General features: G+C 36.9%; 11 protein-coding genes. 8 read left to right on the top strand and 3 right to left on the bottom strand.

Features of this window, described 5'->3' with window-relative positions:
* Positions 1–150 precede the first annotated feature (150 nt).
* Positions 151–1,860, top strand: a complete 1,710-nt coding sequence (locus tag QNH48_RS07230; protein ID WP_283954360.1) for a PucR family transcriptional regulator — start codon at positions 151–153, stop codon at positions 1,858–1,860.
* A gap of 41 nt (positions 1,861–1,901) precedes the next feature.
* Here the strand turns inward: QNH48_RS07230 and QNH48_RS07225 are convergent, their stop codons facing one another.
* The 3 genes from QNH48_RS07225 to QNH48_RS07215 all read right to left on the bottom strand — a co-directional run bounded on the left by QNH48_RS07225 (position 1,902) and on the right by QNH48_RS07215 (position 6,022).
* Complete coding sequence (locus QNH48_RS07225; RefSeq protein ID WP_283954359.1) at positions 1,902–3,122, bottom strand: amidohydrolase family protein; 1,221 nt, start codon at positions 3,120–3,122, stop codon at positions 1,902–1,904.
* Between the two features lie 15 nt (positions 3,123–3,137).
* Entirely contained in the window at positions 3,138–4,376 is a 1,239-nt protein-coding gene (locus QNH48_RS07220) for an amidohydrolase family protein (protein WP_283954358.1), read from the bottom strand.
* 68 nt (positions 4,377–4,444) lie between these two features.
* Entirely contained in the window at positions 4,445–6,022 is a 1,578-nt protein-coding gene (locus QNH48_RS07215; protein ID WP_133370697.1) for a glutathione ABC transporter substrate-binding protein, read from the bottom strand.
* Between the two features lie 340 nt (positions 6,023–6,362).
* Between QNH48_RS07215 and QNH48_RS07210 the strand changes: the two genes are divergently transcribed.
* The 7 genes from QNH48_RS07210 to QNH48_RS07180 all read left to right on the top strand — a co-directional run bounded on the left by QNH48_RS07210 (position 6,363) and on the right by QNH48_RS07180 (position 13,057).
* Entirely contained in the window at positions 6,363–7,217 is an 855-nt protein-coding gene (locus QNH48_RS07210; protein WP_257009235.1) for an ABC transporter permease, read from the top strand.
* A 15-nt stretch (positions 7,218–7,232) separates the two neighbouring features.
* The gene (gene nikB, locus QNH48_RS07205; protein WP_283954357.1) at positions 7,233–8,153 is read left to right on the top strand and encodes a nickel ABC transporter permease; all 921 of its coding nucleotides are present in this window, start codon (positions 7,233–7,235) and stop codon (positions 8,151–8,153) included.
* A 17-nt stretch (positions 8,154–8,170) separates the two neighbouring features.
* Positions 8,171–9,193, top strand: coding sequence for an ABC transporter ATP-binding protein (locus QNH48_RS07200; protein WP_283954356.1), 1,023 nt, complete (start codon positions 8,171–8,173; stop codon positions 9,191–9,193).
* Positions 9,193–10,185: an ABC transporter ATP-binding protein gene (locus QNH48_RS07195; protein WP_283955705.1), complete on the top strand. Its 993-nt coding sequence runs from the start codon at positions 9,193–9,195 to the stop codon at positions 10,183–10,185. The genes QNH48_RS07200 and QNH48_RS07195 overlap by 1 nt, the downstream gene beginning before the upstream one ends.
* A 101-nt stretch (positions 10,186–10,286) precedes the next feature.
* Positions 10,287–11,036: a sensor histidine kinase gene (locus tag QNH48_RS07190; protein WP_283954355.1), complete on the top strand. Its 750-nt coding sequence runs from the start codon at positions 10,287–10,289 to the stop codon at positions 11,034–11,036.
* An 18-nt stretch (positions 11,037–11,054) separates the two neighbouring features.
* Positions 11,055–11,747, top strand: coding sequence for a response regulator transcription factor (locus tag QNH48_RS07185; RefSeq protein ID WP_283954354.1), 693 nt, complete (start codon positions 11,055–11,057; stop codon positions 11,745–11,747).
* Positions 11,744–13,057: a sodium:solute symporter family transporter gene (locus QNH48_RS07180; RefSeq protein ID WP_283954353.1), complete on the top strand. Its 1,314-nt coding sequence runs from the start codon at positions 11,744–11,746 to the stop codon at positions 13,055–13,057. Before QNH48_RS07185 ends, QNH48_RS07180 begins: the two co-directional genes overlap by 4 nt.
* The last annotated feature ends 8 nt before the right edge of the window (positions 13,058–13,065 follow it).

The following is a 13,065-nucleotide window of genomic DNA, read 5'->3' as shown; positions in this document are numbered from 1 at the left end:
TAAAATTAACTTTCTACCCCTTATTCTATATACCATTTTAATTCTAATGCCTATAATCGTCATTGTTTATCGGAACCAAAAAGACTTGAATTCATTTGAGCATGTTGTACAATAAATAGTGATGAAATGATAATTTAGGATGTGTAAAGATTGTTGACTGTTAAAGACCTTTTTGCAATTAAAGCCATTGATGGATTAAAAATAGTAGCTGGGGAAACAGGAATTAATAATGAGATAACCATTGTTAATATTATTGAAAATCCTGAGGCATTCGACTGGCTTTCACCAAATGAACTGCTATTATCTACAGGATATATTTTTAAAGACAATGAAGAATTACAAAATCGAATCATTAAGGAGCTTGCAGAAATCAACTGTGCCGGACTAGTGATCAAAATGAAAAGATACTTTGATAAACTCCCACAGAACATGATTGACCAAGCAAACAAGCTCGGATTACCTTTACTGGAGTTACCATTTGAATATACTTTATCAAGGGTCATCTCGATTATTAATGAAAAAGCATCAGGAAGATACGATTTATTAAATAGAAAAACCCTAGACATACATAATCTATTTTTTAGAATTACACTTGAAGGCGGCGGAATTGATAGAGTTTTATCGATGTTATCTGAGACCATTAATAATCCGATTATTTTTGTAAATGAAGAATGGAAGCTAGTGGACTTTACAGAACATGTAAATAATAAAGTTCCGCTTTCATACTGTCTTGAATTGGTGAAAAATAGACCCGTGTTCTCAAAAGAATTCATTGACTCTATTCCCAAAAATATTAGTGAAATAAAAAAGACAATTAAACGAATTTATTATTTAGAAGGCATGGAAATAAAATGTAGAATCCTGCCTGTTGCAGCAGGAAGCTCTATTTATGGATATATAATTGTATGGCAAACAGTAAGTGAACTATCTGAATTTGACTTCATTATTTTAGAACAAGCATCGACAAACATAGCACTTGAAAGGATAAAAGCCAAGGAAATAGAGGAAGTAAAATTAAAAATCAGACAGGACTTTTTCGATGATTTGCTAACTGGAAAAATAACCTCTAGCGAAACCATCCACACACTAAGTGAAATGCATGGACTTCACTCAAATTATATGTATTACTGTATTGTGATTAATATAGAATCAGAGGAGTTTCAGCAGTATGAGGACATGGTGGCTAGAAGGGTTAGCTTAGAGAATAAGGCTAGAAAATGTGTTGATTTAATTTATGATTACGCTAATAAAGCAGACGGAGAAGTTACCTGCTTCCATCGAAACAATCGAATCATCATCTTAATTGGTCAGCACGAAAATCGGCCAGCAGTTTCTGTTTATGAAGCAAAACAATACACTAATAACCTATACAGTATCCTGACTAAGCAAATAACCAATTCTACCTTCTTAATCGGAATTGGCAGACAGTACGGAACGATTCGTTCTCTTCATAAAAGCTTTTCAGAAGCAAATGAATCAATAAGATTAATGCAAAAATTTAAAAATAGTGGCGGAGTATCCCATTTTGAAGATCATTCAATCTATCACTTTTTAGATTCCAATATTAAAGATATGGAATTAGAAGAATTTTTTATGAAGCGGCTTGGAAAAGTTTTTGAAAACGATCAGTTACATGGAACAAGCTACATTAGTACATTAGAAAATTATTTTCAGAATAACCTTAATATCAGTGAAACATCAAAAGCGATGTTCTTACATCGGAACACACTCATATATAGAATTGAGAAAATCAAAGAAATATTAAATTCTGATTTAAAGAATTCAGAAGAATTGCTTCAAATCCAATTAGCATTAAAGATTTTCAGACTTTTAAATAAGAAACTTCACACAGATTCATAAGACGAAACAAAGCCCCGTTTATTAATAACAGGGCTTTTCATTTACAATTGTCCTGATACTACTTTACCTTTAAAAATAACTGCCTCGCGCTTCGGAGTTCTTGCTACTGCTTCTGCTGAACAAGTTGCTTTGACAAGAACTAGACTTGCTTCATCTCCTTCAAGAGGCCAGGCTACTTCACCATTATTCGTTAATGGTGTTGGACCGCCTGTCGCAAATTTTAACGATTGCGCTAATGAGCGTTCATCACTTCTTCGATAAAGTTCACCGTATCGTGTTACCTTCTCTAATACATCCCCTGTTCCGTAAGGTCCCCAAGAATCATAGAAACCGTCGCATCCTAGGTAGACATTTACACCCTTTCGATCTAGTAAATCAATTGGCGGAAGGTTTTTTGTAATTGGGATGGTCGACATGATTGACATACCAAGTCTGCTTAATTTTTCTGCGATTTCTTCCTGTTGAGGTACCGGCACTTCTCCTAAACTAAAAGCATGACTAACGGCTGCTCGATTGTGCCAATTTGCTTCTTCAACCATTTCAGCAAATTTATCGACTGTATAAAAGCCGACATGTCCATTATCATGTAAATGAATATCAATATCGGCATCAAATTCGGTCGCAAGATTCATAACTTCATAAAGTGATTTTTCGATATTACGGTCAATACCAGCTGGATCTAGACCACCGACTAGGTTTGCTCCTGATCTCATTGCTTCTTTCATCAATGGAATCACATTTTCTCTTAAGAGACCGTGTTGAGGAAATGCTACGATTTCATAGGTTAGCTTATCAGAATAATTCTCAAGCGCAGCTTTTACACCCTCTAGGTTTTTCATCCCAATATAAGGATCGATGTTCACATGTGTCCGTATATGAGTGGAACCATGGGAAAGAAGTAACTCAATCATGGCACTGGCCCGCTGCTTAGCTGTTGGAGCTAATTCCTCAAGTTCCATAGCTTCCAACCGTAAACGTTCTTCCAAATTTTTTGCTGGAATAGGGGCCTTCCAATCAAGAGAAAGATAAGTTTTATCTAAGTGATTGTGCATTTCTTTAAATGTTGGAAGAGCTAATAGTCCTTTTCCATCAATCGTTTTCTCAGCTTGTGGAATGGGAAAGCAATTAGACTTCTTCTCTACAATTTTACCATCCTCGATTTTCAAATGAAAAAGCTCTGTTTTCGTTTCGTAAACACCTTTTCCATCCTGAACATATCCTGTTTCTAACCTTACATTTGTTAACCAATATAGAGTAGTCATTCTTTCATTCCTCCTTTAAACTTGAAATGGATTGGATTCTGTTAACTTACTTTCAACCTTTTTCCCTTTGAAAAATAATGCTTCCACTGCTGCTCTCCTTGCGACTGCTTCCGCTGAACATGATGCGTTTACAAGCATCATAGTAGCTTCATCGCCAACCTTTGGCCAGACGCACTCTCCATTTTCATTTAGCGGAGTAACTCCACCTGTTCCAAATTTCAAAGCAGTTGTAAGAGAATATTCATCAGACATACGGAATCGTTCAGCAAGAGTTCCCAGCTTTTGAATCGTATTTCCAGTGCCAAAAGGTGACCAGTGATCCGTAATACTGTCATGGCCAACAGATACTGAAATACCAAACTTATCAAGAGTTGGTATCGGAATGGTTGCACGATTAACTGGCACTGTAGTCGTTACATCAATCTCTTGTTCTTTTAAAATAGCAGCCATTTCATTCAGTGCCTCTCCCTGAAGATCTGCTAATGCTATTCCATGACTGATGGTAGCTCTGCCTTTTAGGCCGGCTTCTTTCGTATAATGGGCCATTCTTTCAAACGTAAATGCTCCTAGAGTGTTTGGATCATGTAAATGGATATCGACACCTTTATTGTTTTCAACAGCAATTTCAAATATCGTATATAAAGATTTTTCAATATTTCGATCAACTGTAGCAGGGTCAACTCCGCCAACAAGTGTTGCCCCATTCTTCATCGCATCTCGAATCAATTGGACAGAGTCACTCTTCAACAATCCATGCTGTGGAAAGGCAACGATTTCATATGTTAGAACATCCTCGTATTTTTTCAAGGCGTTCACTGTTGCCTCTAGATTTTTAAGACCTATCACTGGGTCCACATTACAGTGGGTCCGAATATGGGTATGTCCATTTTTCAAATACAGTTCAATCATTTTCTCTGCACGTTCCTGTGCTGTCGGCAGGAGTTTGGGAAGTAGTTCTTTTTCCTCTTCTAATCTAGTAAAAATACCATTTGTGATTGGAGTACAAGCCTTCCAAGGTCCGCCGTAGTAGGTTTTATCGATGTGAATATGCATATCTCTTAATGATGGGAGCAGCAATTGTTGATTTGCATCCATTTGTTTTACATCAGAATCAGGTAATTCCTGCGTGATTTCGGTAATTTTTCCATCCTCAATTTGCAAGTGACAAATTTCCGTCTCGGTACCAGCAATACGATGATTTTCGTATTTAAAACCCTTTTCTAAACGGACATTCGTTAGCCAAAAAGTAGTCATTCCTATTCCTCCTATTATGAAAATTAGGAAAAGTACTTTTTTTCAAAAGTACTTTCCCATTGATTCCTTTACTTAATAACTACATCATCAATCATTAGATAGTTTGCAGCATTTAGCCAAAAACCACTTACGTTTTTACTATGAGCAGCCATGTGCTCGTAGTTACGGATTGGAATATAAACTGCTTCGTCAATTTCCATTTGCATTACTTCTTCGTAAAGCTTTAAACGTTTTGCTTCATCTGTTTCTTTACGTGCTGCTTCAATCTTTTGGTCTACCACTGGATTACTATAGTAGAAATGGTTTCCTGCAGGACCCTGTGATGCAGAGTGGAATAAATTATACTGATTGTAGTCTCCGTCACCTGTTGCATTACCCCAGCCGCCGATAAATAAATCATGCTCACCATTATTGGCCATTTCTATATATGCACCATATTCCATTACTTGAATTTTTACATTTACGCCGATACCTTTTAATTGAGATTGAATAACTTCAGCCATATTAATACGTTCTTTTCGATCGCTAGTTAACAATGTAAGCTCAAGGCCATTTTCATAACCTGCTTCTTTTAACAATTTCTTAGCTTCATTTAAATCATAGTTGTATGGCTTAACTTCTTTACTATGTCCATAAACCTTCGGACTCATTGCTACGTTTGCCAAAGTTCCAACGTTATTGTAAACACCTTTAATAATTGCTTCTCTTTCAATTGCATGGCTGATCGCTTTACGTACTTTTACATCATCAAACGGTTTTTTCTTTGTGTTAAAACCAACATATTCTACAGCTAGTCCCTCTGTACGATACAGACCCATTGTTTCAGATGCTTCAATTCGTTCAATTTCAGTAACAGGAACTTGGTCATTTATGTGTGCTTCACCCGTTTCAATCATCGCAAGACGGGTAGCATCCTCTGGTACTACCTTAAATACAACACCATCAATATTTGGCTTTTTGCCCCAGTAATTTTCATTTTTCTTTAATGAAATTTCCTGACCGCTCTTCCAAGCTTCAAATACAAATGGACCTGTGCCAACTGGATGCTGCGCTAAATTTTCAGGATTTTCAGCTAAAGCTTTTGGACTTAGGATGCTTCCTTCCTGACTTGCCAAGATGGATAATAGGGGTGCATATGGGTAGGCAAGCGATAATTGAACCGTATACTCATCTACCACTTTCACTTCTGTAATCATGGAGAATTTCTCACGCTGCGGCGATCCTGTATTAGGATCTAATAAACGATCAAATGTTGCTTTGACGGCCTCAGCATTAAAAGGTGCTCCATCATGGAATGTTACATCATCTCTTAATTTAAATTCCCACGTTGTATCATTTACTACTGTCCACTCTTTTGCAAGAAGCGGTTGAATTTTAAAATCTTTATCTGGTACTACAAGTCCTTGATAGACTTTTTGATAAACTACATTTGCTGATGGGATATCTGTAATAAAATGTGGATCTAACTTGGTTGCATCAGAAAGTCGAACAACATTTAATGTACCGCCTTGTTTCGTCCCCTCTGTTTTACTTGCTTCTTCATTAGAAGAATTTGATTTTGTCGAACAAGCTTGAGCCACCATTAGTATTAAACCAATTAAAACTAATAGTAAGCCCTTTTTTATGGATCGTTTTTTTCTCTCCATTTTCGTCTCTCCTTTGTTGTTGTTTATTTACATTCTGAATTTAAAAGGAAAAGTAATTTTCATACCTCCTTCGAAATCCTTATCTGAATTATAGAAGATGATGAACTGGAATATTTACAGAATATTTACTAAAATTTTAAGTATTTTGACAAACAATTTAAAAAATATTTACTTTCCTATAAATTTTGATAATTTTGTACATAATCCCAAAAAAAATAAAAGTATCTGAAAGGAGGATATGGCAGCTAGAAACGACTTCATTCTTTCAAATAAAAATTAAGGAGGGTTTTACATGACACTAGAAGCAAAAACAGAACAACCAGTTATCATTACACAAACAATGAATCACCCTAAAGAATCTAAAATAAAAGATTTCTTATCTATTTTAACAATGAATAAAGCGGCAATGGTCGGTGCAATCATCATTCTTTTCTATATTTTTGTCGCACTCTTCGCACCATTACTCGCTCCCTATGATCCATACGAAATTAAATTAGAAAATAAATTAATACCTCCCTCAGCAGATCACTGGATGGGTACAGATGATAAAGGAAGAGATATTTTAAGCAGAATCCTATATGGTTCCAGGCTTTCGATGGGAATTGGAATTACTGCCGTAATCTTTGGTGCCTTTTTTGGAATTATTTTTGGACTTATCGCAGGCTATTATGGAAAATGGATCGATTCCACCATCATGAGGATCATGGATATTCTCTTAGCATTCCCTGGAATCTTACTTGCTTTAGCCATTATTAGTGCACTTGGCCCAGGTCTAATCAATGTAACGATAGCTGTTGGCGCCTACTCTGTTCCATTATTTGCCCGGATTGTCCGCGGCTCGACCTTAGAAGTGAAACGACTCGAGTATATTGACGCCATCCGCTCACTAGGAGCGAATGATTTAACGATTATTTTTAAACATATTTTACCGAATATTCTTTCACCTATTATTGTACAAGGAACACTAAGACTAGCTACAGTCATTCTTTCAGCAGCAGGTTTATCATTCCTTGGTCTTGGTGCGCAGCCACCATCTCCAGAGTGGGGAACGATGTTAAGCAGCGGCAGAGATTTCCTATTCTCTGCACCTTATATCGCCATTTTTCCAGGGTTGGCCATTTCCATATTAGTATTAGGTTTTAATATTTTTGGTGATGGATTACGTGATGCATTCGATCCGAGAATGAAAAAATAAAGGAGGTTGATCAACATGTTGATGTTTATATTACGCCGTTTAATGCAAACCATCCCGGTAGTTATCGGGGTAACATTTGTGGTGTTCTTTATTATGCAGCTTGTACCGGGGGACCCAGCCGTTTTGCTGGCTGGTGAAGGTGCTTCAAAAGAAACGATTGAAGACTTACGGGAGCAACTAGGATTAAACAGACCGCTTTTCGTACAATATTGTGATTATTTGATAAACGTCTTTCGGGGTGATTTCGGGGTTTCACTTAAAAATAGCCAGCCTGTCCTTGATGAAATATTAGTCAGATTACCGATTACAATTGAGCTTGCTTTTTTTAGTATTCTAATAACAATCGTTTTAGGAATGGCTGCTGGTATTATTTCAGCGATTAAGCCCTATTCCCTAAAAGATACAACGGTTATGATCGTAGCTCTACTAGGTATTTCATTACCAAGCTTTTGGTTTGGATTAATGTTAATGTATTTCTTCTCAGTAAAACTGCAAATCCTCCCTGTTGCCGGTTGGGACAGCATCCTTCATGTTATTCTGCCTGCTCTGACATTAGGTGCGGGTGGAGCGGCCATTGTAGCGCGAATGACGAGATCAAGTATGCTCGAAGTTATTGGCCAGGATTATATCCGAACAGCTCGTGCCAAAGGGGTACGTGAAAGTGTGATTATCTATAAGCACGGGTTACGGAATGCGTTAATTCCAGTCATTACAGTAGTTGGATTACAATTTGGCGCTTTGCTAGGCGGAACGGTTCTTGTTGAATCAATCTTCGCTATTAATGGACTAGGAAGAATGATTGTTGACTCGATTCGAATGCGGGATTTACCAATGGTTCAAGGCGGGGTATTAGTTGCCTCTCTCGTTTTCGTCGTAGTGAATTTGCTTGTCGATGTCCTTTACCGATTCTTTAATAAACGAATTGAATTAAATTAAATTAACAGGTGGTGAATATGGTGGCTGAATATAAAAAACCTATATTAGAAGTAAAAGGATTAAAAACACATTTCTTTACAAAGCGCGGCGTAAGTAAGGCGGTTGATGGCATAGATTTTAGTTTGCATAAAGGGGAAACCTTAGGAATTGTCGGTGAATCAGGATGTGGAAAAAGTATAACGTCTCTTTCCATTCTGCGTTTAATCCCCTCCCCTCCTGGTAAAATAGCTGGCGGACAGGTTCTTTATAAAGGAAAAGATTTAGTGACAATGTCTGAAGATGAAATGAGAAAAGTACGTGGAAATGAAATCTCGATGATTTTTCAAGAACCGATGACATCATTGAATCCAGTTTTACCGGTTGGTGAACAAATTGCAGAAGCGTTACGATTGCATCAAAAAATGGGTCGTAAAGCTGCATGGGAAAAGGCAGTCGAAATGTTAAAGCTTGTTGGTATCCCTTCCCCGGAAAAAAGGGCAAAACAAGAGCCTTTCCAATTAAGCGGCGGAATGCGTCAGCGTGTCATGATTGCTATGGCACTTGCATGTACGCCTGAGGTATTAATTGCAGACGAACCAACAACAGCATTGGATGTAACCATTCAAGCTCAGATCCTAGAGTTGATTAAAGACTTGCAAAATAAGCTTGGTATGGGCGTCATTATGATTACCCATGATTTAGGCGTAGTGGCAGAAACTTGTGATACAGTAGCTGTCATGTATGCAGGTAATATTATCGAACATGCACCAACCGAGAAAATTTTTGCAAATCCAAGACACCCTTACACACAAGGTTTACTAGACTCACTGCCAAAAATTCATGAGGACCAGGAAGAATTACAAACAATTGAAGGCAGTGTTCCAAGTCCTTACAATATGCCCACTGGCTGTCGATTTGCTTCAAGATGTCCTCTTCAGCAACCGATATGTCACGAGCAGCAGCCAGAGCTCATTGAACAAAATGATGGAGTAAAGGTTCGCTGCTGGATGTATACTGATCAATGGACAGAAAAAGTTGCAAAAGAGGAGGCTGTAAAATGATGCAGGCTGTAGCAGACAAGAAAGTATTATTACAAGTAGACCATTTAAAGCAATATTTCCCTGTTAAAACAGACTCTCTTTTTAAGCCTAAAGCCTATGTAAAAGCAGTAGACGACATCTCCTTCAAGCTATACGAAGGAGAGACTTTAAGTATTGTAGGTGAATCTGGCTGTGGAAAATCCACAACAGGCCGTGCGATTTTAAGACTTGATGAACCTACAGATGGAAAGGTTTATTATTCAGGGACAGACATTTTGGGATTAAATAAGAAAGAAATGAGAAAGCTTCGAAGGGATTTACAAGTAATATTTCAGGATCCTTTTGCTTCTCTTAACCCGAGGCAAACCGTTAAGCAAATTTTAAATGAAGCCATGGCCATTCAGGATGTAGTGGAAAAGTCAAAAAGAATGGACCGAATGCTTGAACTTCTTGGCTATGTCGGGCTTCCTCAAGAGGCACTTGACCGCTATCCTCACGAATTTAGCGGCGGACAGCGTCAACGAATTGGGATTGCCAGAGCCCTTGCAGTTAATCCTAAACTAATAATATGCGATGAAGCTGTATCGGCCTTGGATGTATCTGTTCAAGCACAAGTCTTAAATCTACTAAAGAAACTGCAAAAGCAATTTGGACTTACCTTTTTATTTATCTCCCACGACTTGAGTGTAGTCAGACATATTTCTGATCGGGTCATGGTTATGTACCTTGGGAAAGTCGTTGAGATTGCAGATAAAAAGGATTTATTTGATTCACCTCTTCATCCATATACGAAGGCACTATTATCATCGATTCCTGTCCCAGACCCGGTTATAAAACGGGAGCGTATTCTCTTAAAAGGAGATGTCCCCTCCCCTATTAATCCGCCAAGTGGCTGCCGTTTTCATACTCGCTGTCCTTTTGCTACTGAAAAATGCAAGGTGGAAGAGCCAGTCATAAGGGAATTAGGAACGAATCATTTTGTAAGCTGCCATTATGCAGAAGAAATGATGTAAGAAAATATTTTCAAAAGAACTGAAAATACTATAGAATATTATATTAAAAAAGGGAGCATAAACAGCCCCTTTTTTCTACATCTCTAGGAGAGTCCCAGACCATGTTAACTGTTGAAACTTTCTCCCTTTATATCATGATTGCTTCCCTTGCACCTTTGCTAGGTGCTTTTACATTACTATTTTTATTTATCTTTGAAAAACGAATTGACCTGCTAGAAAATCAAAAAAGAGAAATTGCCTTAGAAAGAGAACTGCAAACCGCACTTTATAATCAATTAAATCAAGAAATACAGCCGCATTTCTTTTTTAATACGTTAAATTCAATCTTAAGTTTAGCAAGGCTCGATCGAAAAACAGAATTAATCCAATCGATTGAAACACTGTCCAAGCTGCTTAAATTTAAGTATCAAACAAATAACACCTTCATAACGGTTGATGAGGAGTTAACCTATGTAAATTATTATTTGGAAATACAAAAAATCCGATTCAGGGACAGGCTGCATTATGAAATTTCAATCGACCCAGATGTATACGAAGCCATTACGATACCTTTTTTAATACAAACCTTTATCGAAAATGCATTCAAACATTCTTTTGAAAAATATATTGGCGAAGCCTTCTTAAATACAACGATAGAAAAAAAGGGAAAGGCAGTCCACATAACGGTGTGGAACAACTCACCTAACAGAAGCGAAGAGCAGCCAAATGAAAGTGGACTCGGTTTAGAAAATATTACAAAAAGGTTAGAGCTTTTATTTCCTACTGGTCAAACGTCCGTAGAATTAATCAACTCAGACGATGGGTCAAGCGTTTTAGCTATATTTCCGTTTATACTTAAGTCAGAGATTTAAGGTAGGTGCACATTTATTATGAATATCCTGCTAGTTGATGATGAGCCTCTAGAATTAGAGCAGCTTGAGTATCTAATTCAAAAAAAATTTCCAAATTGGAAATTTTTCAAAGCTCAAGATGGTTCTCAAGCTCTCCAAATCGTAAAACAACATGACATTTTTCTTGCTTTTCTTGATATCCAGATTCCAGGGAAATCTGGTTTAGAATTGGCGAAAGAATTAACACGCTCATATTCCATGGACATCATTATGGTAACTGCTTTTCAAAACTTTGAATATGCTCAAACTTCGCTCAGGCTTGGTGTTGTTGATTACATTACGAAACCAATTATTGAAGATGAACTAATGTCAGTATTAAACAAGTATGAACGATTGGGAAGGTACTCAGAGCAAATTATTAATGCTTTAAAAATTATTCACCAGGAATATAGTGAAAAATTATCGTTAAATTATTTAGCCTCAAAAATTCATATTAACCCTGCTTATTTTAGCAGGAAATTTCAAGAAGAAGTTGGTATCGGATTTTCTGAATATTTAAATGAATATCGGTTAAAGGAAGCTCAAAAAATGCTCATCGAATTTCCTGATATGAGTATTAGTACCATTTCAGAAAGATGTGGATTTAACAGCCAGCATTATTTTAGTCAAATCTTTCGTAAAATGACAGGACATTCACCAAGAGATTATCGCTTAAGGGAGACATTCCATTGAATAAAAGTGATTATCAATCTTATATAAGCGGTGCCATTAAACTTGGGGTCAGCTTTGGTGTTGTTAGTTTATTGGCCCGATGGGTAACCGGAAATACGATACTTTCCTCACCGGAGACATTGATCAAATACGGACTATTCGGTGGAATTGGCTATTCTCTTGTAGGGGCCCTATCACTAATTTTATTTGGTTTTTTGGCAAAAAAGGTCCATGAGAAGTATCCTAATCAACATACCATCGGGGATGTTTTAAGACAAAAATTATCACCAAATGGATATTGGTACATGATTTTTATTTTATTTCTAACAAGCTTTTATTCTATCTTGATTCAAGCGATGGGAGCTGGAATTCTCATCCATACCATTTTTCCGTTCCCTGCTTTTATCGGTATATTTTTCTTTTTAACATTTTGCTATTTTATTGGAGGAGTTGGTGGAATGCAGCGTCTCCATCAACTCGCAGGTGTGAATGTCACCCTAATTTTTTCAGCTGTAATCATTATTCCTCTTTTCTATTTTATTCAGGATGGGATTTATCCCATCTACGACGGTATTAAGCTATACCATCCATATTTATTGTATGTAAAAAACACGGATGCCATTTGGTTTATTTTCACAGCGATTTTTGTCTTTTTTGGACAAATTTTAGTTGACCGTGCCACTTGGCAAAGGATATTTATCCTTCAAAAGGATAAAGTGCGCGTTACCTTTACCTTAACAGGCTTGATATGGGCAACCATCCCTCTAGCATTATCTTCCCTATTGATGATTGTTATTTTTGGAAGAAGTTTTGGAGATGTTTATACGTTATTTATTGAGCTGGTCGACAAAATTCAATCGACCGTACTTATTGTCTTATTTGTCCTATTTTGTTTTAGCGCAATTGCCTCAGCCATAAGTTCTGAATTACATGCGACAACAACCTTATTTGTAAGAAATGTACTGGAATTGTTTCGTCCTCTTACCAAAGATGAACAATGGAAATATACCTACATTTTTTCTGGGGCTATATGCGTATTTTTACTAGCAACTGTCAGTATTCTTACACCTAGCCCGCTAAAATTATTATTTTTCTTCGGGAATATTTATGCTGCGATAATCACCCCGATGCTTTATATTATTCTAAGCAAAAACGTACAACCTTTCATCATCCCCTTTTCATCTTTCATAGGGGCTCTTTCTGGCTTAATATTTCAACAAGTAACTAATGACTTGAAATCTATTTGGCTAAGTTTTGCGGTATCAACATTTATTTGTTTAATTGTCTTACTGTATAAAGCAATAACTAAAAAAAGAATACAGGAAATATAGGGGGAGGT

This window comes from Neobacillus sp. YX16, assembly GCF_030123505.1.
Classification (GTDB): Bacteria; Bacillota; Bacilli; order Bacillales; family Cytobacillaceae; genus Neobacillus.
Note: the sequence above shows the minus strand (reverse complement) of the source record. Positions and strands in the feature narration are given on the sequence as shown.

Coding starts and splice junctions, on each gene's coding strand:
- QNH48_RS07185 (WP_283954354.1), top strand. CDS start 11,055: ATGAATATCCTGCTAGTTGATGATGAGCCTCTAGAATTAGAGCAGCTT.
- nikB (WP_283954357.1), top strand. CDS start 7,233: ATGTTGATGTTTATATTACGCCGTTTAATGCAAACCATCCCGGTAGTT.
- QNH48_RS07195 (WP_283955705.1), top strand. CDS start 9,193: ATGCAGGCTGTAGCAGACAAGAAAGTATTATTACAAGTAGACCATTTA.
- QNH48_RS07215 (WP_133370697.1), bottom strand. CDS start 6,022: ATGGAGAGAAAAAAACGATCCATAAAAAAGGGCTTACTATTAGTTTTA.
- QNH48_RS07200 (WP_283954356.1), top strand. CDS start 8,171: ATGGTGGCTGAATATAAAAAACCTATATTAGAAGTAAAAGGATTAAAA.
- QNH48_RS07225 (WP_283954359.1), bottom strand. CDS start 3,122: ATGACTACTCTATATTGGTTAACAAATGTAAGGTTAGAAACAGGATAT.
- QNH48_RS07190 (WP_283954355.1), top strand. CDS start 10,287: ATGTTAACTGTTGAAACTTTCTCCCTTTATATCATGATTGCTTCCCTT.
- QNH48_RS07210 (WP_257009235.1), top strand. CDS start 6,363: ATGAATCACCCTAAAGAATCTAAAATAAAAGATTTCTTATCTATTTTA.
- QNH48_RS07220 (WP_283954358.1), bottom strand. CDS start 4,376: ATGACTACTTTTTGGCTAACGAATGTCCGTTTAGAAAAGGGTTTTAAA.